The sequence below is a fragment of the Microbacterium sp. SCPM-O-B-15248 (M128) genome, assembly GCF_058214835.1.
The window spans coordinates 1-22,710 of sequence record NZ_JBYQLI010000003.1 but is presented as its reverse complement, the minus strand read 5'-3'; the positions used below and the strand labels follow the sequence as shown (position 1 = coordinate 22,710).

Here is a 22,710-nt window from a genome sequence, read left to right as displayed (position 1 = left end):
CATGACCGACGTCGAGATCAAGAAGGGTTTGGCCGGGGTGACGGTGGACTCCACCGCCGTCAGCAAAGTTAACCCCGAGACCAACAGCCTGCTGTACCGCGGCTACCCCGTGCAGGAGCTCGCCGCGACGCAGTCGTTCGAAGACGTCGCCCTGCTGCTGTGGAACGGCGATCTGCCCACGGCCGACGAATCCCGCGCCTTCGCGGAGTTCGAGCGCGCGCACCGCGCCCTCGACCCGGCCGTGCGGACCGCGATCGACCTGCTGCCGCTCGACTCCCACCCGATGGATGTCGTCCGCACCGCCGTCTCGGTGCTCGGCGCGTCGGCACCGGCGGCCGAGGTGGCCGACAGCTCCGCGGCATCCGACCTCGCCAAAGCGAAACTGCTGTTCGCCAAGATCCCCGCGATGGTCGCCTACGATCAGCGCCGCCGCCGCGGGCACGAGCTCGTGGAGCCCCGCGCCGATCTGGACTACTCGCGCAACTTCTTGTGGATGACGTTCGGCGAAGAGCCGGACGAGGTGGTCGCCCGGGCGTTCACGGTGTCGATGATCCTGTACGCCGAGCACTCGTTCAACGCGTCGACCTTCACGGCGCGCGTCATCACCTCGACCACCGCCGACCTGTACTCGGCCGTCGTCGGCGCCATCGGTGCGCTCAAGGGTGCCCTCCACGGCGGCGCCAACGAGGCCGTGATGCACGTTTTCGACGAGATCGGCACGGCCGAGAACGTCAGGCCCTGGCTGGACGACGCGCTCGCGGCGAAGCGCAAGATCATGGGCTTCGGGCACCGCGTGTACAAGAAGGGCGACTCGCGCGTCCCGACCATGAAGGCCGCGCTCGACACGCTCGTCGACCACTACGACGCCCGAGACCTGGCTGAGCTGTACGACGCGCTCGAGAGCGAGTTCGTCGGACGCAAGGGCATCTACCCCAACCTCGACTACCCCTCGGGACCGGCCTACCACCTCATCGGGTTCGACACCCTCACCTTCACGCCGCTGTTCGTCGCCGCGCGGGTGACCGGGTGGACGGCGCACGTCATGGAGCAAGCAGCATCCAATGCCCTCATCCGGCCGCTGTCGGCGTACACCGGCGTCGACGAGCGGCACATCGACGGCTACGTGGCGACGGAATCGGAGCGGGAGGCAGCCGTCCGCGACGAAGAGGCGCAGTGACCTCGCCGCCCCGACCGGGGGCGAGCGAGAAGGCCCCGCACCCGGGGCCGTGACGCAGATCCCGCGACGCGGCGGGATCGGACGAGGAGAGATCGATGAAGATCGTGGTCCTGGTGAAAGACGTGCCCGACACGTGGGGCGAGCGCACGCTCGACCTCGAGACGGGGTTGGCACGGCGTGACGCGAGCGAGCACGTGCTCGACGAGATCGATGAGCGCGCCCTCGAGGTCGCGCTGACCTTCGCCGACACGCATCCGGATGCCGAGGTCGTCGCGGTCTCGATGGCACCGGAGTCCGCTCTCCCGACGCTGCGCAAGGCTCTCGCGATGGGGGCGCACTCCGCGGTGCACGTCGTCGACGAGGGGCTGCACGGCGCTGACCTGTCGCTCACCGCGGAGGTTCTGGCCGCGACCCTCGCTCGCACGGGGTTCGACCTCGTCATCACGGGCAACCTGTCGACCGACGGCGCGAGCGGAGTCCTCCCCGCGATGCTCGCGGAGCACCTGCGGGTCGCGCACGCGACGTCCCTGTCGACGGTCGAGATCGAGGATGCCGCCGTGTCGGGGACGCGCACGACCGAAACGGCCACCGCGCGGGTGTCGGCGCCCCTCCCCGCCGTCATCTCGATCACCGAGGCGCTCCCCGACGGCCGCTTCCCCACGTTCAAGGGCATCCTCGCGGCCAAGAAGAAGCGGTTCGAGACACTCACCCTCGCCGACCTGGGGATCGATGCCGACCCCGCCCGGACTCCGTGGTCGATCATGACGGCGGTCACGGCACGCCCTGCTCGTGCGGCCGGGACCACGATCGTCGACGAGGGCGACGCCGGCGAGAGACTCGCGGCGTTCCTGCTCGAGAACCGACTGGCGTGAGGGGCGATCGTGACCGAGGACATCCTGGTTCTGCTCGAGACGACCCCGTCGGGGAGCCTGACGACATCGGCCGCCGGTCTCCTCGGCGCCGCCCGCGCGATCGGCACCGCCGTCGCACTGGTCGTCGGGGACGACGACGGTGTCGCGTGCGGTGAGGCGATCGCCGCGGGAGCCGAGCGCGTGCTCCTCGCGCGCCCCGACCGCACCCGGCTGACCGTGCCGGTCGTCGACGCCCTCGATGCCGCGTTCGCGCGGGTGTCCCCCGCGGCCGTGCTCCTCTCGCATTCGGTCGACGGGCGCGACGCCGCCGGACGCTTCGCCGCACGACGCCGTCTCCCGGTGGCCGTGGATGCCGTCGGCGTGGAGCGCGACGAGCGGGGCGTGCTCGCGCGGCACTCGGCGTATGGCGGCGGGTACGACGTGACCTCGGCCTCCACGTTCGGACCGCTCGTCGTCACGGTGCGCACGGGCGCCATCGACGCCCGCGCCACCGCGGTGGACGGTGCGGCCGTCGAGACCCTCGAGGTTCTGCCGTCGGGCGTCCCCGCCGCGACGGTCGACCACGTCGAGCCTCTCGTCGCATCCTCGACCCGCCCCGAGTTGCGCGGCGCTGCCGCCGTCGTGTCGGGCGGGCGCGGCCTGGGTTCGGTGGAGGGCTTCGCCCTCGTCGAGCACCTCGCCGACGCCCTCGGGGCCGCCGTCGGCGCCTCCCGTGCGGCGGTGGATGCCGGGTACGTTCCCGCCGTGGCGCAGGTCGGGCAGACCGGGGTGTCGGTGTCGCCACGCCTGTATGTCGCTCTCGGCATCAGCGGGGCGATCCAGCACCGCGCGGGAATGCAGACCGCGCAGACGATCATCGCCGTCAACAAGGACCCCGAAGCGCCGATCTTCGCCATCGCGGACCTCGGCATCGTGGGCGACGTGTTCACGGTGATCCCGCAAGCCCTCGCCGCGCTCGAGGCGAAGAGATCGTGACCGCCACCGTGCGCCGCGGCTTGCCACGCGTGCCCGGCGGCGAGCCGTGGCCCGCCGCGGAGGACGGTGCGCCGACGGCTGCCGCCCCCGCGCCAGCGCCCGAGCCGGCCGCGGCCCCCGCTCCGCGGGTCGATCCTCCGGGAGCGACCGTCCCCGAGGTGGCGGTGCCGGCGGCGGTGGGCGCCGCCAGCACCGCCGGACTCGCCCTCCGGCGCGGCCTGCCCCGCACCCCCGGCGGCGAACCCTGGCCTCCCGCCGCGATCCGGCCGACGGATCGCGAGCCCGCGGCATCCGGCGCCCGCGGCGGCGAGCCCGCGGCATCCGGTCTGCTCGAGGTGGAGCTCCCGGCGGCCATCGGGCCGCGCCCACCCCTGCGCGTGCACACGTCGGTCGTCCCGACCGCGGCATCAGCACGGTGGAGCGCCTTGCGCGCCGAACGGATCGGACGCGAGCGCAGGCCAGAGCCGGAGGTCGCCGCCTCGAGCCGGCGCGCCGCCGTCGCGCTCGTCGGCGGAGCCGCCGTCGCCGTCGCCGCCGGCATGACGGTGCTGTTCACGCGCTGGCTCGTGAGCACTCCGGCGGTCGCGCAGTTCCTCACCGCCTACCCGGGCGAGTACCCGCTCCCCGAGACCGCGCCGATCGGCCTGCCGGCGTGGCTCGGGTGGCAGCACTTCCTCAACGCGTTCTTCCTCGTGCTGATCGTGCGCTCCGGGCTGCAGGTGCGGCACCAGAAACGCCCCTCGGCCTTCTGGTCGCCGCGCCGCGATCCGAAGCGCAAGATCAGCCTCACCCTGTGGTTCCACCAGGCGCTCGACGTGCTCTGGATCGCCAACGGTGCGATCTTCGTGGTGCTGCTGTTCCTCACGGGGCAGTGGATGCGGATCGTCCCGAGCTCGTGGGAGGTGTTCCCGAACGCGGTGAGCGCCGCCCTGCAGTACGTGTCGCTCGACTGGCCGACCGAGAACGGGTGGCTCAACTACAACGCGCTGCAGCAACTCGCGTATTTCGCGATCACCTTCGTCGCGGCGCCGCTGGCGATCGTGTCCGGCGTCCGGATGTCGGGCGTCTGGCCGCGCGACGCCGCCCGTCTGAACCGCGCCTACCCCCTCGAGTGGGCGCGCGCCGTTCACTACCCGGTGATGCTGTTCTTCGTCGCGTTCACCATCGTCCACGTCGGACTCGTGCTCGCCACGGGCGCGCGACGGAACCTCACCCACATGTACGCCGCCCAGGACGGCGACGGGTGGCTCGGGGTCGTTCTCTTCGCGGCATCCCTCGCGGTGATCGCGGGGGCGTGGATCGCCGCGCGACCGCTCGTGCTCGCGCCGATCGCGCGCCTGTTCGGCAGCGTGGCGACGCGGTGATCCGTCGCGACGCGGTGATCAGGAGACGGTGAAGACGACCTCGACCTCGACGGGGCTGTCGAGCGGCAGCACGGGCACGCCGACGGCGGAGCGCGCGTGCGCGCCGGCTTCGCCGAAGACCTCGCCGAGGAACTCGCTCGCCCCGTTGATCACACCGGGCTGTCCGGTGAACTCGGGAACGGATGCCACGAACCCGGTGATCTTCAGAACGCCGGTGATCGCGTCGACACCGCCCACGAGGGCGGCGGCGGCCGCGAGGGCATTGAGCGCGCACTGACGCGCCAGGTCTTTGGCATCCGCCGGGGACACCAGGCCCTCGGCCTCGCCCACCTTTCCGGTCGCGGGGAGCGCGCCCTTCACCATCGGGAGCTGACCCGAGGTGTAGACGAGGTCGCCGTGACGCTTCGCGGGGATGTAGGACGCCACGGGCGGAACGACGCCCGGGACCTCGACGCCGAGCGCGGCCAGGCGCTCCGAGACGCTCACTGCTGGCCCTCGAACTGGCGCGCGGCCGTCGCGGCGGCACCGAGGCCCGCGTTGGCCTCGCCGCCGCCGACGGGACGCTTGAAGTACGCCACGAGGCCGCCCTCGGGGCCGGTGACGACCTGGACGAGCTCCCACCCCTGCTTGCCCCAGTTGTTGAGGATCGCGGCGGTGTTGTGGATCAGCAGCGGCGTGGTGAGGTATTCCCACGTGGTCATCGGGGCTCCCGGCGGGTCGGCTCGGCGGTCGAGCGAGAGGGTGGACGCGTACGCGCGCGAGCGCACGCCTTTCGAGGCATCGCCCAGCAACGTCGCTTAGCATCAAGCCTATGCCTGAGAACAAACGTACGGCCAGCGGAGCCCTCGGGGGCATCGTCGGCCTCGTCGGCCTGAGCGCGGCCGCCGGCGTCCTCGTGACCGCAGCGGTGACCCCGGCGATCGCCGTTTCGGGTCTGGCAGCGTCCAGCGCGATCACGATCTTCGACAACATGCCGAGCTACCTGCAGCCCGACCAGTTGATGCTGCCGACGACGCTCAAGGCCGGCGACGAGGTGCTCGCGACGTTCTACGACCAGAACCGTTCGCCGGTGACGTTCGACCAGGTCAACCCCGTCATGTACGACGCGATCCTGTCGTCGGAAGACCCGCGCTACTACCAGCACGGCGGCGTCGACCTCATCGGAACCACTCGCGCATTGCTCAGCAACGCCGCGGGCGGCGAGACCCAGGGCGGATCCTCGATCAGCCAGCAGTACGTGAAGAACGTGCTCGTCCAGCGCTGCGAGCGCGACGCGCGCGCGACCGAGGCCGTCGAGGCCACCGACACGACTCCGGCGATTCCGGCGCAGACGCGCGACGAGGCGTTGCAGGCGTGCGCGCTCGAGGCCATCCAGGCCGACGGCGTCGAGGGCTACCAGCGCAAGCTGCAGGAGATGCGGTACGCGGTCCAGCTCGAGAAGCAGTACACGAAGGACCAGATCCTCCTCGGCTATCTCAACATCGCCAACTTCGGCGGGGTGACCTACGGCATCGACGCCGCGGCCAAGCGGTACTTCAACGTCTCGGCCGCCGACCTCAACGTCGGTCAGGCCGCGATCCTCGCCGGAATGGTGCAGAACCCGAACCGCTTCCGCATCGACCGCCCCGACGGGTCGATCTTCGACAACGACGGCACGGCCTACAACAAGCAGCCCGACGGATCCATCGACGACGTCGACCAGAGCACGATCCAGGCGCTGTACACGCTCCGCGACAACGGCGAGATCACGCAGGAGCAGCTCGTCGCCGCCGCCGACGGATACAGCGAGACCAAGGGCCGTCAGCTCTACGTGCTCAGCCGCATGGAAGCCGACGGCAAGATCACCCATGAGCAGTACGTGCAGTTCGCGATCGAGCCGATCACGCCGAACCTGACCTCGACCGAGCAGGGCTGCGGCACCTCGCGCGCCCCGTACTTCTGCCAGTACGTCGTCTCGACGATCCTTAACGACCCCGCCTTCGGAGCAGAGGTCGACGACCGCGTGCGCGCCCTCCGCCAGGACGGCCTGACCATCCAGACGACGCTGGATTGGCGCATGCAGGATGCCGCGCAGAACACGATCAACGAGAACACGCCGCAGAGCCTCGACGGCATGAAGTTCGGCGCCACGGCGGTGAACATGGAGGCCAAGACCGGCCGCATCCTCGCCATCGCGCAGAACACCAAGTTCACGCAGGATCCCGAGCAGTCCGACCCGTCGTACAACTCGATCATCTTTGCCGGAGACTCCACCAACGGCGGATCGATCGGGTTCAACGCCGGATCGACCTTCAAGCTGTTCACGCTGGTCGATTGGCTCGAGAAGGGGCATTCGCTCAACGAGCAGCTCAACGGCCGTCTGCAGCCGGTGCCCAACATGAAGAACTCGTGCCAGGGCGACTGGATCAATCAGGGCAACGTCCGCATCAACAACTTCGCCAACAACCAGGGCTACTACGGGACGCCGATGCGGTTCACCCGCGACTCGCTCAACACGGGCTACCTCGCCATGGCCGCCCAGCTCGACCTGTGCGACATCGCCAAGGTGGTCAAGAAGCTCGGCGTCACCAGCGGTGACGGCAAAGAGATCCTGATGGCCAACGCCAACGAGGTCATCGGCAGCGACAACGTCTCTCCGATCGCGATGGCCGGAGCCTTCGCCTCGGTCGCCAACGGCGGCAGCCACTGCCAGCCGAAGGTCATCGACAAGGTGACGGATGCCGACGGCGCCGAGCGCCCGATCCCGGACCGGAAGTGCGAGACGGTTCTGACCCCCGAGGTCGCGGCGACCGCCGCGTACGCGCTCCAGGGCGTCATGACCGGCGGCGGCACCGGTCAGTCCGCGAACCCGTTCGACGGCACTCCCGTGATGGGCAAGACCGGTACTCACGAGGGTCACGAGACCTGGATGATCGAGTCCTCGACCAACACCACCACGGCCGTGTGGGTGGGCAACTGGAACGGCACCGTGGACCTCTTCGGCCGTTACTCCAACGGCCTCCAGCTGAGCGACATGCGCTACGTGCTGGCCCGCGACATCCAGGGTGCCGCGAACGAGTTCTACGGCGGAGACCGGTTCCCCGATCCCGCGTCGAATCTTCTCCGCACCGTGCAGAAGGACGTGCCGAACGTCGTCGGCCGCAGCCTCGACGATGCACGCTCCACCCTTCAGGGAGCCGGCTTCCAGGTGACGGTCGGCGACCCCGTGGACGCCGAGTTCGGCGGCGACCGCGTCGCGGAGCAGAACCCGAGCGGTTCGGCCCCGGCAGGCTCGACCATCACGATCCGGCCGGGCAACGGCCAAGGCGGGACCGTGCCCGACGTCGCCGGGCAGAGCGTCCCCGCCGCGAGGGCGGCGTTGCAATCGGCCGGCTACGGGAACGTCTCGATCGGCTCTTGCAAGAAGGAGGGCTCGGCGCCCGCCGAAGGCCAGGTGACGGGGACGAACCCCGCGGCCAACAGCTCCGCCAACAAGAACACCGGCATCGCGCTGGAGATCGTCGCGAAGGAATGCCCGTGACGGGTCCGCTCGTGAAGGCCGCCCTCGCACCCCTCGGGGTCGCGGGGGCGGCCGCTGTCGGGGCCGCCGTGTGGGGCATGGGCGTCGAGCGCTACCTGTTCACCGTGCGGTACCACGCGCTCCGCGTCCTCCCCAAGGGTGCGGACGCCGTGCGCGTGCTCCACGTCTCTGACGCCCACATGGCGCCGTGGCAGCACCGGAAGCAGGAGTGGATGGCGCGCCTCGTCGAGCTCTCCCCCGATCTCGTGGTGAACACGGGCGACAACCTCGGTCACCGCGACGGGCTCACCGGCATCCGCACCGCCTTCGCTCCGCTCCGGGGTGTTCCGGGGCTCGTCGTACACGGCTCCAACGACTACCAGGAGCCGTCGCCGCGCAACCCGCTGCGGTACTTCCTCGGACCGTCGGGCACCCTCCCGGCGCACAAGCACCTCGACGTCGACGCGCTCGACCGGTTCTTCACCGACGACCTCGGCTGGAGCATCCTCGACGACACCGCGGTGTCCCTCGAGGTGAAGGGCGTGCGCCTCACGGCGTTCGGGGTGAACGACGCGCACCGCAACTGGGACAAGCCCGAGCTCATCCCTCCGGTGCTCTCGACCTTGGATGCCGCCGACGTGACGCTCGGCGTGATGCACGCGCCGTACCGCCGGACGCTCGACCGCTTCGTCGAGCTGGGTGCCGACGTGCTGCTGGCCGGTCACACGCACGGCGGCCAGGTCCGCGTGCCGTTCAGCCGCAAGGCCCTCGTGTCGAACTGCGATCTGCCGCTCGACCAGGCACGCGGACTGAGCGAGTGGACCCACGACGGCCGCACCGTTCCCCTGAATGTCAGCGCCGGGCTCGGGCATTCCATCTACGCGCCCGTGCGGTTCGCGTGCCGGCCCGAGGCCACGCTGCTGACGCTGCTGCCGCGCTGACCGCTTCTCCCCCGCGCACCAAAGGGCCGATCCGTCCACGGATCGGCCCTTTCGGTCGTCGTGGGGCGGGCCTGACGTCGGAGGATCGAGTCTCCTCGAACGAAGGGACACCCGATGCACCATCCTCCTCCGCGCCGGCGCCGCCGTGCGACCTCGACCGCGCTCGCGCTGATCATCGCCGCCGCCGCCGCCCTCGCCGCTCCGGCGCTCCTGACCGCCCCGGCCCACGCCGCAGACCGGGGCACCGGTTTCGGCACGTGGGCGCCGCTGTCGTCCACCGGCTGGCACGGCTCGATGCGCGTCGGCGACGTGCACACCTACTGCATCCACCCCGGGCTGCCGGTGGCGACGGGACCGACGACAGACCGCGGCGTCCAGACCGAGTCCACCGGGCTGTCGCCCCAGCAGCTCGTGTCGATCAACCACCTCGTGACGACGTACGGGCAGACCGATGATCCGGTGCAGGCCGCGAGCGTCGGCTGGGCGGTGAAGTCGATCGTGGACCGCGACACGACGCTGCACTCGTGGGGGTACGAGGGCGACTCCCTGCGCGCGGCGATCGACCACATCATGCGCCGCGCGAGTCCTGAGAACAGTGCGGCGATCCAGGACCGCGCCGAGCAGTACCTCGCCGAGGCTGCGACGATCCGTGTTCCCCGCGTGGGCGGGACGCTGACGCTCACGACCGACACCGACGACCCCACTCGCGGCACCGTCACGGCAGACGTCGACCCCGACGCCACCGGAGGTCTGCACCTCGACGGCGCCGTGTTCGCCGACACGGGCGCCGCCGACCGCTCCGGGGTGGTCGCGGGCACGGCGTATCCCATCCTCGCGTCTCCCCCCGCCGGTACCGACGCGCGCCCCTACACCGTGCGGGCCCGCGGCGCCTTCACGGTGCGCGCGGCCGCCGTACGCCTGTTCTCGACGCCGGGGCAGCAGGAGTCGGCCGGACCGGCCGAGCCGCAACGCTTCGACCTGACGGCCGAGGATGCCACACCCCGGCCGGTGCAGTTCTCTCCCCGCATCCGCACGCTCGCTCACCTCGATGACGGACGCTTCGTCGACGAGGTGACGTTCTCACCGGGCGAGGGCCTGTGGCCACGGCACGCCGACGGATCGCTCGTCTCGTTGCGGGCCCGCGCCGACATCTACCGCACGGGTGCGTTCCCGGCCGAGGCGGCCGAGATCCCCGCGGGGCTGACCCCGGTAGCCCATCTCGAGCTGACGACCGATCCCGCCATCGGGCCGGGCACCTACACCACGGCGACCACGGAGCCGCTCCCCGGCCCCGGCGTCTACACCGCCGTCTGGCGCATCGAGCGCACCGACCAGGACCCCGCTACCGTCGCGCATCTGCCGACGCGGTACTCCTGGATCGAACGGTTCGCCACGCCCGCGCAGACTGAGCAGCTCGTCACCCCTCCGCCGCCGTCCTCGCCGACGCCCGCCCCCACCCCCACCGCGACGATCGTCCCGCCGCCGGCCCCGGCTCCCCCGGCCGCCGCTGCTCTCGCGTCGACCGGCGTCCCGGGCGGGGGCCTGCCCGCCGCCGGTGGTCTGGCGGCCTCCGCGATCGCGGCCGGGATCGTCCTGGCCGTCGTCGCACGGCGTCGCGCGGCCGCGACCTCCTGACCCGGCCCCGCCGGGCGGGCGGGCGTGGTGAACATCCACGACGCGCCCGCCCGGCGGCCCGGTTCGAAGCACGGGCGCGGACGGGGTAGACTAGTCGGGTTGGCCACGGGGTGTGGCGCAGCTTGGTAGCGCGCGTCGTTCGGGACGACGAGGCCGCAGGTTCAAATCCTGTCACCCCGACCGCAGAGAGGCTCCCCCCTTCGGGGGGAGCCTCTCGTGTACCGAGATACCGACTTCACCCGCCTCAGGAGCACCGTGTCCGATACCTCGCCCCGCCTCGTCGCCTTCGACCTCGACGACACCCTCGCCCCGTCGAAGACCGCGATCGACCCGCGCATGGGTGACCTGCTGCTCGCTCTCGCCGAGCGCGTCGAGGTCGCGATCATCTCGGGCGGTCAGCTCCAGCAGTTCAAGACCCAGGTCGTCGAGCGCCTCCCCGCGGCCTCGACGGATCTGGTCTCGCACCTGCACCTGATGCCGACGTGCGGAACGCAGTACTACCGCCTCAGCGACGACGGCATCCAGACGGTGTACGCGCACGCCCTCACCGACGACGAGAAGTCGCGCGCCCTCGCGGCGGTCCGCGAAGAGGCCGAGCGCCTGGGTCTGTGGGAGGCCGAGCCGTGGGGCGAGATCCTCGAGGACCGCGGCTCGCAGATCACCTTCTCGGCCCTCGGCCAGAGCGCGCCGCTCGAAGCCAAGATGGCGTGGGACCCGACCGGCGAGAAGAAGAACAGCCTGCGCGAGGCCGTCGCCGCGCGCATCCCCGACCTCGAGGTGCGCTCGGGCGGATCGACTTCGGTCGACATCACCCACCGCGGCATCGACAAGGCCTACGGCATGCGCAAGCTCGCCGAAGCCACCGGGATCGACCTCGACGACATGCTCTTCGTCGGCGACCGCCTCGACCCCGACGGCAACGACTACCCCGTGCTCGCGATGGGCGTCGAGTGCCACGCGGTGCACGGCTGGGAAGACACCGCGGACTACCTGGACGCCCTCATCCCCACGCTACCGACGCGCGCCTGACGCCACCGGACACGGCGCCCGCTCAGAGGATCTTGCCGATGGGCTCGCGCTTCTCGGCCTGGAATCTGTCTTCGGTGCGCCCGTACGCCCAATAGCCCGACAGCGACACCTGGGAGCGTTCCAGCCCCCAGGCGGTGAAGAACACCTCGCGCAAGGCCTTCATCGCCTCGCGCTCCCCGTGAGCGAACACGTGCCCCCGCCCGGCCGGAACCGACCACGCCGCAACAGCGTCCCCGAGCACGCGCGACGTGCCCGCGTGGATGCCGTCCCCCCGGTGCAGCCACACGACCTCGACGCCCGCGGGCGCCGTCACCGGCAGCTCGTCGGACGGTCCGCCGACCTCGATGAACGCCGCACCGCGGGCATCGGGCCCGAGCGCTTCGAGAGCCGCCGAGATCGCCGGCAGAGCAGATTCGTCACCGGCGAGCAGATGCCAATCCGCCTCGGGATCGGGCGCGTAGCCGCCACCCGGCGACGAGACGACCAGACGCTCCCCGGGCTGTGCGCGAGCCGCCCAGGGTCCCGCGAGTCCCTCGTCGCCATGGACGACGAAGTCGATCGCGATCTCGTCGCCCGAGACCTCGCGAACGGTGTACGTGCGGGTCACCGGCAGATCCTCGGGCGCGAGGGTCTCGCGCAGCACCGCAAGGTCGTAGGGCGGCTCCAGGCTCAGCTCCGGCTTGACGAACGTGATCTTCACGTAGCGGTCGGTGTGCGGGCTCTCGCGGAACGCCGACAGGTCGGCGCCTCGCGCGCGCACCCGCACGAGGTGGGGCGAAAGCCGCTCCGCGGAGACGACCTCGAGCACATGCTGCGGCCGTGGGGGACGCACCGGACGTTCGCTCACGCGGCGTGCACCCCCGCGTCATCGCGCACACCCAGCACGGCGGCGACGTCGGCGGAGTAGCCGGTGATGTGCGCGCGGATGCGATCGCGGGCCGCGACGGCATCGCCGTCGCTGATCGCCTCGACGATCGCCCGGTGCTCGTCGCGCAATCGCGCGGACATCGCCCCCCAATCGTCCAGGAGCGCCGCACCGGATCGCGTGTACGACTCGATCGAACTGCGCAGACCCGCCATCATCGCCGAGACCACCGCGTTGCCGGTCGCCTCGGCAAGGGCCTGATGGAAGCGCGCGTCGAGAGCGAGGAACTCGTCGCGCCCGAGATCGCTGGCGTCCATGGCATCCAGGATGCTGTGGATCTCGGCCAAGTCGGCGTCGCGCGCGGCCAGGGTCTCGGCCACGTCGCACTCCAGCACGATGCGGGTGCGGACGACGTCGTCGAGCGGGAATCCACTGGCGGCGACCTGCAGCCGCAGGAAGGCGGCAAGCCCGCCCCGTGGCGTCGTGACGATCATCGCTCCCGACGAGGGACCCGATCCCGTGGCCGTGCGCACCACGCCGAGCACCTCGAGCACCCGGATCGCCTCGCGGACGCTCGATCGGCCCACACCCAGCTGGGCGGCGAGTTCGCGCTCGGGCGTCAGCCGGTCACCCGGCAGGAGCCGCCCGTCGCGGAGATCGCCCTCGACGCGTTCCAGCACCACTTGCCAGGCGCGCAGTTCGGAGTCCGGCATGGCATTCCTTCGTTCGACGACACGCCACCCCGTGTGGCCTGACCACACAAGCCTACGCGCGGAGGATCACGCCTCGGCCCGGGTTGCGTAACCGGCGGGGTTGGTGGTCTGCCAGTTCCAGTAATCGCGGCACGCGTCGTCGATCGTGAGACGCGTGCGCCAACCGAGCACCTCGGCGGCCTTGGTCGGGTCGCAGTACGTGGCGGCGACGTCTCCGGGACGCCGGTCGAGGATCTTCTTCGGCAGCTCGTGGCCGACGGCCTTCTCGAACGACGCGACGAGTTGCAGGACACTGACCGGCTGCCCGGTTCCGAGATTGAACACCTGGTGCCCGGGCTGGGCCTGCTCGAGGGCGACGACGTGCCCCTCGGCGAGGTCGACCACGTGGATGTAGTCGCGGAGGCCCGTACCGTCGGGGGTGTCGTAGTCGTCGCCGAAGATGCCCACTTCGTCGAGGGTCCCGATCGCCACCCGCGAGACGTACGGCATGAGGTTGTTCGGGATGCCGGCGGGATCCTCGCCGATGAGGCCGGACGGGTGCGCGCCCACGGGGTTGAAGTAGCGCAGCACGGTGACGTTGAGATCGGGGTTCACCCGCGCCACGTCGGCGAGCACGACCTCGTTCATGCGCTTGGACTTGCTGTAGGCGTTGGAGAGGTCGACGCTCGTTGTCGACTCCTCGGTGAACGGCAGATCGGCGGGGTCCGAGTAGACGGTACCGGTGCTGGAGAAGACGAACGATCGGATGCCGCGCGCGATGCCGACTCGCAGGAGCGCGAACGTCGTGTCGAGGTTGTTCGAGTAATAGTCCAGCGGCTTCTGGGTGGACTCCCCCACCGCCTTGAAGGCGGCGAGGTGGACGATCGCGTCGATCGGTCCGTGCTCGTCGAAGACCGCGGTCACCACGTCGTCATCGGCCGCGTCGCCCACGACCAGGGGAGCCTGCTTGCCCGTGATCCGTTCGACGCGCTCAGCGGCGACGGCGTGCGTGCCCGAGAGATCGTCGAGCAGGACCACGTCGTGTCCGGCGTCCAGCAGAGCGACGGCCGTGTGGGTTCCGATGTAACCGGCACCGCCGGCCAGGAGTACGCGCATGCCTCCAGGGTATCGGTCGGCACGGGCGCGACCGGACGACACCGAGGGGCGTCGAGACGCGCCTCAGCGCCCGTCGAGCCGCCCGCCCGACTCGCGCAGGTAGCACGCGGCGCACATCGACTCATACGTCACTTCGCCGGCGATCTGCTCCTCGTCGATCGCGACCTGGTCGCCGTCGAACACGAAGCGACCCCCGACCAGCCGCGCGTTGAAGACCGCCTTGCGACCGCAGCGGCAGATGGTCTTCAGCTCTTCGAGGCTGTGCGCGATCTCCATCAGACGCGCCGAACCCGGGAAGGCCTCGGTACGGAAATCGGTGCGGATGCCGTACGCCAGCACCGGGATGCCATCGAGCACCGCGACCCGCAGGAGGTCGTCGACCTGTGCGGGGGTGAAGAACTGCGCCTCGTCGACCAGGAGACACGCGACGGGGGCGTGACCGGCGGCAGCGTGGAACACTTCGCGCAGGTCGTCGCCGGGGCCGACGAGGAAGTCCACCGGGCGGGTGACGCCGAGACGGCTCTCGATCTGATCGGCACCCTTCGTGTCGATCTCGGGTTTGGCCAGCAGCACGCGCTGGCCGCGCTCCTCGTAGTTGTACGCCGCTTGCAGCAGTGCCGTCGATTTTCCGGAGTTCATCGCTCCGTAGCGGAAGTACAGCTTCGCCATGAGCGGGTCAGGCGTTGATCGCGAGCGCCTGGGCCGTGGCATCCAGCTCGGCGCGCGCCGCCTCGGGACGCGTGTTGAGCGTCTCGCCGTAGCTGGGGATGAGCTGGCGCAGACGCGGCTCCCACTCGGGCATGCGCTCGGGGAAGCATGTCTTGATCAGGCCCAGCATGATCGAGACGGCCGTCGAGGCACCCGGCGAAGCTCCCAGGAGCCCGGCGATGGAGTGGTCGGCGGCGGTGACGACCTCGGTGCCGAACTGCAGCACGCCGCCCTTGTCCTTGTCGCGCTTCATCACCTGGGCGCGCTGACCGGCGTCAAGCAGCTCCCAGTCCTCGGCCTGGGCCGTCGGCATGAACTCGCGAAGGCTCTCGACCTTCTGGGAGTGGCCCTTGAGCAGCTCGCCGACGAGGTACTTCAGCAGGCCCGGGTTGTCGACGGCGACCTTGAGCATCGGCAGGATGTTGTGCGGTCGCACCTGGGTGACGATGTCGAGCATCGAGCCGTTCTTGAGGAACTTCGGGCTGAAGGTGGCGAACGGGCCGAACAGGAGCGAGGTCTCGCCGTCGACGACGCGGGTGTCCAGGTGCGGGACCGACATCGGGGGCGCGCCCACCGAGGCCTGCGAGTACACCTTCGCGCGGTGCTGGGCGACGAGGGCGGGGTTGGAGGTCTTGAGCCACTGCCCGCCGATCGGGAAGACGCCGTACCCCTTGATCTCGTCGATACCGGAGCGCTGCAGCAGCTTCAGCGCCCAGCCGCCGGCGCCGACGAAGACGAACTTCGCGGTGATCGTTCCGGGGGTGTGGCCGATCGTGTGGCGGTACGAGACGTCCCAGCGGCCGTCCTTGCGCTTCTTGAGCTTCTTGACCTCGTGGTTGGTGACGACCTCGACACCCTTCTCGCGCAGCCCCGCGAAGAGCTGCCGGGTGAGCGCACCGAAGTCGACGTCGGTTCCCGCGGGAACGCGCGTGGCCGCGAACGGCTCGCCCTTGCGCCGCTTCTGCATGAGCAGCGGCGCCCACTGGTTGATGACGCGGGAGTCCTCGCTGTACTCGATACCCGCGAACAGGGGCTGCTGCTTGAGCACCTCGTACCGCTTGCGCAGGTACGCGACATCTTTCTCGCCCCGCACGAAGGTCATGTGCGGGGTGGGGTTGATGAACGTCGACGGCTCGTCGAGAACACCCTCGGAGACCAGCGTCGCCCAGAACTGCCGGCTCTGCTGGAACTGCTCGTTGATCGTGACCGCCTTGGCCGGGTCGAGCGGACCATCGGCGTTGTTCGGCATGTAGTTGAGCTCGCAGAGGGCCGCGTGACCGGTGCCCGCGTTGTTCCAGGCGTTCGAGCTCTCCTGTGCGACGTCGCTCAGCCGCTCCAGCACCGCGATCTTCAGATCGGGCTGAAGGTCCTTCAGCATGGTGCCGAGGGTGGCGGACATGATTCCGCCTCCGATGAGGAGAACGTCGACGTTTTCTGTCACCCGTCGATTCTAGGCGTCGGGCGAAGGTGTCTCGACATCGAGAGATCGGTCGCTTCGATGTCGAGACAACCGCGGGGTTCGCGGCATCCGGATGCCAGGGCTCAGGCGCGCGTCGAGAGCTTCTGCGCGACGAGCTCGGCGATCTGCACGGCGTTGAGCGCGGCCCCCTTGCGGAGGTTGTCGTTGCTGATGAACAGCACGAGTCCCTTGCCCTCGGGAGCCGACTGGTCGGCGCGGATGCGGCCGACGTAGCTGGGGTCGGTCCCGGCGGCCTGGAGAGGCGTGGGCACCTCTTCGAGGCGGACGCCGGGGGCGTCGGCGAGGAGCTCACGGGCACGCTCGGGCGTGAGGTCGCGGGCGAACTCGGCGTTGATGCTGAGGGAGTGACCGGTGAAGACGGGGACGCGTACGCACGTTCCCGCGACCCGGAGGTCGGGAAGCTCGAGGATCTTGCGGCTCTCGTTGCGGAGCTTCTTCTCTTCGTCGGTCTCGTTCATGCCGTCGTCGACGAGGTTGCCGGCGAACGGGATGACGTCGAACGCGATGGGGGCCACGTACTTCTCGGGCTGCGGGAAGTCCAGGGCCGAACCGTCGCGGACGAGACGCTCGACGCCGCCCTGCGCGAGGACGCCCTCGACCTGGCCGAGGAGCTCTTGCGCGCCGGCCAGGCCCGAGCCGGAGACGGCCTGGTACGTGCTGACGATGAGACGCTCGAGGCCCGCCTCGGCATCCAGCACCTTCAGGACCGGCATGGCCGCCATCGTCGTGCAGTTCGGGTTGGCGACGATGCCCTTCACGGCCTCGTCGATCGCGTGCGGGTTGACCTCGCTGACCACGAGCGGGACCTCGGGGTCCATGCGCCACGCGCTGGAGTTGTCGATCACCAGGGCGCCGGCCTCGGCGAACCGCGGTGCGTGGGCGCGGGACCCCGTCGCACCGGCGGAGAACAGCGCCACCTCGACGCCGGCCGGGTCGGCCGTGGCGACGTCTTCGACGATGATCGAGTGCCCGCCGAAATCGATGGAGCTTCCCGCCGATCGCGCGGTGGCGAACAGACGCAGCTCACGAATCGGGAACGACCGCTCCGCGAGGATCTCGAGCATGACGGTGCCGACCTGACCGGTGGCGCCGACGACGGCGAGAGAGATTCCGGAATCGGAGATGCGGGTCATGCGAAGTCCTCGGGATTCGTGGGTGAAATCCAGATTCTAGCGGGCCGGGACACGCCGACCGGATCACGTCCGGAACCGTGACCTATGCCAGCGCGGCCGCCCCGAAGGACACCCCGAACTGCACGCACCACAGGTCGACGCTCCGGAACACCGAGAGGTCGACGTCGGCGGGGATCTCATAGAGCTGATCGCCGAGGTTGCCCTTGATCGGGCCGAGGTCGATGTGGTCGTACCCGCCGGCGGTGAACCACCCGTCGGTGCCCTCGACGACGGGCCCGGCGCTGAGCCAGACGTGGACGTCGGGGCCGTTCGAGGTCTCGAGTCCGACGAGGGCCAACTGACGCGACCCGTCGGGGTTCTCGATCACCCGGGCCGTCCCGGTCGTCTCGTGCTCATGGCTGATGAAGGTGCCGGCCAGGAGATCCACCGGACCCGCGGGCGGGGCGGGGCCGACCGGCTCGACGGTCTCCTCGGCCGGGGAGACGGGTGCCGGCGATGACGCCGCGGCCGAGGAGACGACGGCGGCGGGGATCTCGTCCTGCACGCGCACGTCGACGAAGAGGAGCCACGGCTGGAAGATCAGGCCGAGCACGACGGCGACGGCGAGCACCGCCCCCGCACCGATCCCCCACCACCACCGTGATCGACGGACTTTTCCCGTGCGTGCCACCTCGCGCTCCTTCCGGTGCGCGAAAGTTAGCGGGCGCACCTGCGGGAGCGCTGAAAACCTCGGGTCAGCGGCCGGTGCCGGCGTGCACCGTCGCTTCGATCTCGCTGTCGAGACCGTACGCGGTGTGCACGAGACGCGCGGCCTCGGCGAGGTCGACGCCGCGGACGACGACCGAGATGCGGATCTCGGAGGTCGAGATCATCTCGATGTTCACGCCCGCGAGGCTCAGCGCCTCGAACAGCGTGGCCGAGACACCGGAGTGCGTGCGCATACCGGCGCCGACGACCGAGAGCTTGCCGATCTGATCGTCGTGCACGAGGCTCTCGAACCCGACCTCGCTCTGATCGGCGGCGAGCGCCTTCAGCGCCATCGCGGCATCCGTCTTGGGCAACGTGAACGAGATGTCGGTGCGACCGGTCGCGGCAGCCGAGACGTTCTGCACGATCATGTCGACGTTGGCGCCGGACTTGGCGACGATCTTGAAGATCTCGGCGGCCTTGCCCGGGACGTCGGGCACGCCGATGACGGTGATCTTGGCCTGGCTGAGGTCGGTGGCGACGCCGGCGACGATGGGCTCTTCCATGGTGGCTCCCTCGGGGACGAGCGGGGACTTCTTCGAGGCGTCGAGCACCCACGTGCCCTCGCCCGAGCTGAACGTGGACCGGGCGTGGATGAGGACGCCGTGACGGCGGGCGTACTCGACGGCGCGGATGTAGAGCACCTTCGCGCCGTTGGCGGCGAGCTCGAGCATCTCTTCGCTGCCGACGCGGTCGAGCTTGCGGGCCAACGGCACGACGCGGGGGTCGGCGGTGAAGATGCCGTCGACGTCGCTGTAGATCTCGCACACGTCGGCGTTCAGCGCCGCGGCGAGCGCGACAGCGGTGGTGTCGGAGCCGCCACGGCCGAGCGTGGTGATGTCGCGGGTGTCGCGATTGAAGCCCTGGAAGCCGGCGACGATGACGATCGCGCCCTCGTCGAGGGCTTCGCGCAGGCGCACGGGCGTGACGTCGACGATGCGCGCGGCGCCGTGCGTGGCATCCGTGATCATTCCCGCCTGGCTGCCGGTGAACGAGCGCGCCTCGAAGCCCATCGAGTGGATCGCCATGGCCAGGAGCGCCATCGAGATGCGCTCGCCGCTGGAGAGGAGCATGTCGAGCTCGCGCGGGGCCGGGATCGGGGCGACTTGCCCGGCGAGGTCGAGCAGTTCGTCGGTCGTGTCGCCCATGGCGCTGACGGCGACGACCACCTCGTTGCCCGCGCGCCGCGTGTCGACGATGCGCTTGGCGACGCGCTTGATGCTCTCGGCGTCGGCGACGGAAGAGCCGCCGTACTTCTGGACGATCAGCGCCATAAGAGGAACTCCCGGAGGGGACGGGCGTCGGGATGCCACGACGGGGCGCTCGGATGCCGCACCCGAGGGTTCATCTTAGAGGCGACCGCATGCCGCCGCCGCCATGCGGGGAGCGGGCAGGGGCACGCGGATAGGATCGGGGCGTTCCGTCCCCCCGTCTGCCGAGAGCGATCCGGATGTCCCCCACCCCCGCTCGATGGCTGTCGTCGCTGCGGCGTCTCGTCCACAGCGAAGAGGCCCTCGCCCCCGAGACACAGCTCCTCACCGTCATCGACGGTGCCCTGGCCACCCGCATCCTGGATCTGGCCATCCGCATCGGCGAGACGATGCTCGTCGTGGGCGCGCCCGCGAGCGACGTCACCTGGACCATCGTCCGGGTGTGTCGGGCCTACGGCCTGCATCCCGTCCACGTCGACGTCACGTACAACTCGATCACGATCGCGCACAGCCTGCCCGGCGCCGCCCACCCGACGACGCTCCTGCGGGTCGTGCGGGGGTCGGTTCCCGATCACGCGAAGCTCCAGCGGCTCCAAGCACTGGTGACCGACATCGCCGAGGGCCTCGACCTGGATGCCGCGACCTCCCGGTGCCGCGCGATCCGGCGACTGCCCTTCCGATACCGCCCGTCCGCGGTGATCGTCGCGCAGGCGACGCTGGCAGTGGGGGTCGCGATCATGTTCGGCGCGAACTGGCTCGCGCTCGTGCTGTCGTTCGTGGCCGCCGCTCTGGCCGCCCTGACGCAGCACCTGCTGGCGCGGGCGAGCGTGCCGTACTTCTTCGCGCAGATCGCCGGCGGCTTCGTCCTCACGGTCGTCGCGGCCCTCTCGCCGCTGCTGCGCTACACGGGGCTGGACGCGGCCGAGACGATCCGGCCGTCCGTGATCGTGGCATCCGGGATCGTGCTCATGCTCGCGGGTCTCACCGTCGTGGGCGCGGCACAGGATGCCATCGACGGCTTCGCCCTCACCGCCACCGGGCGCATCCTCGAGCTCACGACGCAGACGCTGGGCGTCGTGCTCGGGATCCTCGCGGGGCTGGAGACCGTGCGCGTGCTGGGCCTCGGGATGTCGCCGCCCTCCATGGCGCTGCCCCTCGGCCCGCTGCCGCTGCAGTTCACCGGCGCCGCGGTCATCGCGATCGCGGTGGCCATCTACAACGGCGCGGGCGCCCGCATCGTGCTCGTGAGCGCCGCGCTCAGCCTGATCGCCTGGCTCGGCTACGTCGCCGCGACGTCGATCGGATTCGAGGTGGCCGCGGCCAGCGGTGTCGGGGCGTTCGTCGGGAGCTTCGTCGGCATCGTCGTGGCCTACCGCCTGCACGTGCCGTCGGTCGCCGTCACCACCGCCGCGATCCTGCCGATGGTGCCCGGCGCCCCGGTCTTCCGCGGTCTCCTCGGGATCGTGGAGTCCGGCGAGGATCCCGCCGTGCTGATGACCGGAGTCACGACTCTCGTGGGCGCGGCGACCATCGGCATCGCCCTTGCCGTCGGCGCCTCGCTCGGCATCTATCTCGGCCAGCCGGTGCGCGCGACCCTGTCGAGCGTCGTGCGGTCGCGATCGCGGTCACGGCGCTAGAGCGACCGCGCCCACAGCCCTCATCGCGCGATCAACGTGAGCGTCAGGGTCGAGCGGTAGGAGCCGACGGGGGTGTCCTTCGGGACGCGCAGGGTCAGAGCGGTATCGAGGGTCGCCCCCGCAAGCGCCGTGGAGGTTCCCGGCTCACCCGTGGCCAGGACCGCGGGATACACCGCGGATCCGGCCTCCTGCGCGCCGGTCAGCACGACGCCGGCGGGGAGGGCGACCTGTTCGGGTGCGTAGCCCAGCGCGCTGGACGCGAACGTCGCCGCGGGGTCGGCGACGGCGACGAAGTCGGCGACGGAGATCTGCAGGATCCAGCCCGAGAGCGTCTCACGGTCGTCGGTGATGGTGAAGCGACCCAGCGCGCGGGCGGCGGAGGTCGCTTCGCGCCGCAGGTCGCCGAAGGCCACCGCCGTCGAGACCGGAGCCGAGAGCTGGAACAGACCGGATGCCGTGACCGTGGCCATCATGTCGCCCTCCGCCCGGTGCGGGAAGCCGGCGGGCGGAATCGTCACCTTGTTCCAGGCGACCACAGTGCCATCACTCTGTGCGAGGTAGAGCGGCACCACGGCGCCCGGAGCGACCGTGGCCGGCAGGTCAATGACGGCTGCGCCCGTGGCATCCAGAGTCTTCTGTCCGAGCGTCGCCGTCGGCGAGAACGTCCCCGCCCGCAGCGTCGCTCCACCCCAGGACGACCCCGCGTTCACCCGTACCCGGGGGCCGCCGTCCACGAGCTCGACCGTGAGGGTGCGGCGCGCCTCGGTGAGATCCGCGAGAGCGACCACACCGGCGCGCTTGTCGGAGGCCGGCGGCATCGGCGCGGTGCGCAGGAGGACGTTGTCGGAGACGGTGTCGCCGGGGCCGAACGTCGGGTTGGCGCAGCCTGCGAGATCGACGGGCCCGGGCGCGCCGGGGATGTCGGCGACCCGAGCGGCGGCGTCCTGCACGAGAGGCAACGGCAACGCCGCGTAGCCGAGGCCCGGCGCACGTTGCTGACCCGCGCAGAGCGCGTGGGAGAGGAATCTCGCGAGCGCGCGCCCCTTGTCAGCCGTGAAGATCCGATTCGTCTGCGTCGGCACGATCATGGAGGACGTGGAGGAGATCGGGTAGGCACGAGGGTCGGTGTTGCCGCTCACGCCCGTCAGGTCGAGCGAGCCATCCGCGTGCGCCTGTGCGCCCAGCAGAGCGATGGAGACCGCCTCCGGAGTCGGGGCCACGTAGTAGCCCGCCTCGTTGAGGACCTTGGCGACGGGGAAGCCCACCCCCAGCGCGTACGAGTACTCGACGTACGTGATCGCCCCCTCGCCGTAGCTCTGGCTCACGTATCCCGCGACGCCGAGCGAGCCGTTCTGCCCCTTGAACGAGGAGTTGATCTGCGGGAACTGCGACAGCATGCCCCGCGTCCAGATGTTCGGGAATCGCGTCGACATCCACTGTGTGAGCTGCGCGCTGGTTCCCGAACCATCCGACCGATACACCGGGGTGATCGGGCGGTCGGGCATCGCGAGCGCCGGGTTGTCGGCCTGGATCGCGGGGTCGTCCCAGTTCGAGATCTGGCCCGAGAAGATCTTCGCGATGACCTCGCCCGACAAGCGCAGGTTGGTGACCCGCTTGCCGCCGATCTTG

General features: G+C 70.5%; 20 protein-coding genes and 1 tRNA gene. 10 read left to right on the top strand and 11 right to left on the bottom strand.

Going from position 1 to position 22,710, the window contains the following annotated elements; translation table 11 throughout:
• Position 1: 1 nt before the first annotated feature.
• The 4 genes from AC3E6M_RS05425 to AC3E6M_RS05410 all read left to right on the top strand — a co-directional run bounded on the left by AC3E6M_RS05425 (position 2) and on the right by AC3E6M_RS05410 (position 4,388).
• Positions 2-1,177, top strand: a complete 1,176-nt coding sequence (locus AC3E6M_RS05425; RefSeq protein ID WP_490529277.1) for a bifunctional 2-methylcitrate synthase/citrate synthase — start codon at positions 2-4, stop codon at positions 1,175-1,177.
• Between the two features lie 95 nt (positions 1,178-1,272).
• On the top strand, positions 1,273-2,049 hold the full coding sequence (locus AC3E6M_RS05420) for an electron transfer flavoprotein subunit beta/FixA family protein (protein WP_490529276.1): 777 nt from the start codon (positions 1,273-1,275) through the stop codon (positions 2,047-2,049).
• 6 nt (positions 2,050-2,055) lie between these two features.
• Positions 2,056-3,024 (top strand): electron transfer flavoprotein subunit alpha/FixB family protein, encoded by a 969-nt coding sequence (locus AC3E6M_RS05415; protein WP_490529628.1) that lies wholly within the window; start codon positions 2,056-2,058, stop codon positions 3,022-3,024.
• On the top strand, positions 3,021-4,388 hold the full coding sequence (locus AC3E6M_RS05410; RefSeq protein WP_490529275.1) for a cytochrome b/b6 domain-containing protein: 1,368 nt from the start codon (positions 3,021-3,023) through the stop codon (positions 4,386-4,388). The genes AC3E6M_RS05415 and AC3E6M_RS05410 overlap by 4 nt, the downstream gene beginning before the upstream one ends.
• 18 nt (positions 4,389-4,406) lie before the next feature.
• Here AC3E6M_RS05410 and AC3E6M_RS05405 read toward each other — a convergent pair whose 3' ends face one another.
• Both AC3E6M_RS05405 and sp36 read right to left on the bottom strand, forming a co-directional pair.
• Positions 4,407-4,874, bottom strand: coding sequence for a RidA family protein (locus AC3E6M_RS05405; RefSeq protein WP_138176434.1), 468 nt, complete (start codon positions 4,872-4,874; stop codon positions 4,407-4,409).
• Positions 4,871-5,089, bottom strand: coding sequence for a Sp36 family protein (sp36, locus tag AC3E6M_RS05400; RefSeq protein WP_026095616.1), 219 nt, complete (start codon positions 5,087-5,089; stop codon positions 4,871-4,873). The genes AC3E6M_RS05405 and sp36 overlap by 4 nt, the downstream gene beginning before the upstream one ends.
• A 110-nt stretch (positions 5,090-5,199) precedes the next feature.
• Between sp36 and AC3E6M_RS05395 the strand changes: the two genes are divergently transcribed.
• The 5 genes from AC3E6M_RS05395 to AC3E6M_RS05375 all read left to right on the top strand — a co-directional run bounded on the left by AC3E6M_RS05395 (position 5,200) and on the right by AC3E6M_RS05375 (position 11,492).
• Complete coding sequence (locus AC3E6M_RS05395) at positions 5,200-7,908, top strand: transglycosylase domain-containing protein (protein ID WP_490529274.1); 2,709 nt, start codon at positions 5,200-5,202, stop codon at positions 7,906-7,908.
• Positions 7,905-8,828, top strand: a complete 924-nt coding sequence (locus tag AC3E6M_RS05390; RefSeq protein ID WP_490529273.1) for a metallophosphoesterase — start codon at positions 7,905-7,907, stop codon at positions 8,826-8,828. The genes AC3E6M_RS05395 and AC3E6M_RS05390 overlap by 4 nt, the downstream gene beginning before the upstream one ends.
• 114 nt (positions 8,829-8,942) lie before the next feature.
• Positions 8,943-10,463, top strand: coding sequence for a hypothetical protein (locus AC3E6M_RS05385; protein ID WP_490529272.1), 1,521 nt, complete (start codon positions 8,943-8,945; stop codon positions 10,461-10,463).
• Between the two features lie 106 nt (positions 10,464-10,569).
• Positions 10,570-10,643, top strand: a tRNA-Pro gene (locus tag AC3E6M_RS05380).
• Between the two features lie 75 nt (positions 10,644-10,718).
• Positions 10,719-11,492, top strand: a complete 774-nt coding sequence (locus tag AC3E6M_RS05375; protein ID WP_490529270.1) for an HAD-IIB family hydrolase — start codon at positions 10,719-10,721, stop codon at positions 11,490-11,492.
• Between the two features lie 22 nt (positions 11,493-11,514).
• Here AC3E6M_RS05375 and AC3E6M_RS05370 read toward each other — a convergent pair whose 3' ends face one another.
• The 8 genes from AC3E6M_RS05370 to AC3E6M_RS05335 all read right to left on the bottom strand — a co-directional run bounded on the left by AC3E6M_RS05370 (position 11,515) and on the right by AC3E6M_RS05335 (position 19,507).
• Positions 11,515-12,339 carry a siderophore-interacting protein gene (locus tag AC3E6M_RS05370; protein ID WP_490529269.1) on the bottom strand — a complete coding sequence of 275 codons (825 nt, stop codon included), beginning with the start codon at positions 12,337-12,339 and terminating at the stop codon, positions 11,515-11,517.
• On the bottom strand, positions 12,336-13,070 hold the full coding sequence (locus AC3E6M_RS05365; protein WP_490529268.1) for a FadR/GntR family transcriptional regulator: 735 nt from the start codon (positions 13,068-13,070) through the stop codon (positions 12,336-12,338). The genes AC3E6M_RS05370 and AC3E6M_RS05365 overlap by 4 nt, the downstream gene beginning before the upstream one ends.
• Before the next feature lie 66 nt (positions 13,071-13,136).
• Positions 13,137-14,165 carry a UDP-glucose 4-epimerase GalE gene (gene galE / locus AC3E6M_RS05360; protein WP_138175998.1) on the bottom strand — a complete coding sequence of 343 codons (1,029 nt, stop codon included), beginning with the start codon at positions 14,163-14,165 and terminating at the stop codon, positions 13,137-13,139.
• Positions 14,166-14,228: 63 nt separating this feature from the next.
• A complete protein-coding gene (locus tag AC3E6M_RS05355; protein WP_138176000.1) occupies positions 14,229-14,834 on the bottom strand; it encodes a thymidine kinase in 606 nt (201 codons plus the stop codon).
• Between the two features lie 7 nt (positions 14,835-14,841).
• On the bottom strand, positions 14,842-16,314 hold the full coding sequence (locus AC3E6M_RS05350; protein WP_138176002.1) for a malate:quinone oxidoreductase: 1,473 nt from the start codon (positions 16,312-16,314) through the stop codon (positions 14,842-14,844).
• Between the two features lie 101 nt (positions 16,315-16,415).
• The gene (locus AC3E6M_RS05345; protein WP_138176004.1) at positions 16,416-17,486 is read right to left on the bottom strand and encodes an aspartate-semialdehyde dehydrogenase; all 1,071 of its coding nucleotides are present in this window, start codon (positions 17,484-17,486) and stop codon (positions 16,416-16,418) included.
• An 82-nt stretch (positions 17,487-17,568) separates the two neighbouring features.
• Positions 17,569-18,156, bottom strand: coding sequence for a DM13 domain-containing protein (locus AC3E6M_RS05340; protein WP_171024319.1), 588 nt, complete (start codon positions 18,154-18,156; stop codon positions 17,569-17,571).
• Positions 18,157-18,220: 64 nt separating this feature from the next.
• Complete coding sequence (locus AC3E6M_RS05335; RefSeq protein ID WP_138176006.1) at positions 18,221-19,507, bottom strand: aspartate kinase; 1,287 nt, start codon at positions 19,505-19,507, stop codon at positions 18,221-18,223.
• 176 nt (positions 19,508-19,683) lie between these two features.
• On the opposite strand from AC3E6M_RS05335, the gene AC3E6M_RS05330 reads away from it, so the two are divergent.
• Positions 19,684-21,081 (top strand): threonine/serine exporter family protein, encoded by a 1,398-nt coding sequence (locus AC3E6M_RS05330; RefSeq protein WP_490529267.1) that lies wholly within the window; start codon positions 19,684-19,686, stop codon positions 21,079-21,081.
• A 20-nt stretch (positions 21,082-21,101) separates the two neighbouring features.
• Here AC3E6M_RS05330 and AC3E6M_RS05325 read toward each other — a convergent pair.
• Positions 21,102-22,710, bottom strand: a 1,609-nt coding sequence (locus AC3E6M_RS05325; protein ID WP_490529266.1) for a substrate-binding domain-containing protein, incomplete at its 5' end; no start/stop codon positions are given.

Excerpts from the sequence above, each read along its gene's own strand:
- AC3E6M_RS05425 (WP_490529277.1), top strand. The coding sequence starts at position 2 with ATGACCGACGTCGAGATCAAGAAGGGTTTGGCCGGGGTGACGGTGGAC.
- AC3E6M_RS05420 (WP_490529276.1), top strand. The coding sequence starts at position 1,273 with ATGAAGATCGTGGTCCTGGTGAAAGACGTGCCCGACACGTGGGGCGAG.
- sp36 (WP_026095616.1), bottom strand. The coding sequence starts at position 5,089 with ATGACCACGTGGGAATACCTCACCACGCCGCTGCTGATCCACAACACC.
- AC3E6M_RS05395 (WP_490529274.1), top strand. The coding sequence starts at position 5,200 with ATGCCTGAGAACAAACGTACGGCCAGCGGAGCCCTCGGGGGCATCGTC.
- AC3E6M_RS05385 (WP_490529272.1), top strand. The coding sequence starts at position 8,943 with ATGCACCATCCTCCTCCGCGCCGGCGCCGCCGTGCGACCTCGACCGCG.
- AC3E6M_RS05365 (WP_490529268.1), bottom strand. The coding sequence starts at position 13,070 with ATGCCGGACTCCGAACTGCGCGCCTGGCAAGTGGTGCTGGAACGCGTC.
- galE (WP_138175998.1), bottom strand. The coding sequence starts at position 14,165 with ATGCGCGTACTCCTGGCCGGCGGTGCCGGTTACATCGGAACCCACACG.
- AC3E6M_RS05355 (WP_138176000.1), bottom strand. The coding sequence starts at position 14,834 with ATGGCGAAGCTGTACTTCCGCTACGGAGCGATGAACTCCGGAAAATCG.
- AC3E6M_RS05345 (WP_138176004.1), bottom strand. The coding sequence starts at position 17,486 with ATGACCCGCATCTCCGATTCCGGAATCTCTCTCGCCGTCGTCGGCGCC.
- AC3E6M_RS05335 (WP_138176006.1), bottom strand. The coding sequence starts at position 19,507 with ATGGCGCTGATCGTCCAGAAGTACGGCGGCTCTTCCGTCGCCGACGCC.
- AC3E6M_RS05330 (WP_490529267.1), top strand. The coding sequence starts at position 19,684 with ATGTCCCCCACCCCCGCTCGATGGCTGTCGTCGCTGCGGCGTCTCGTC.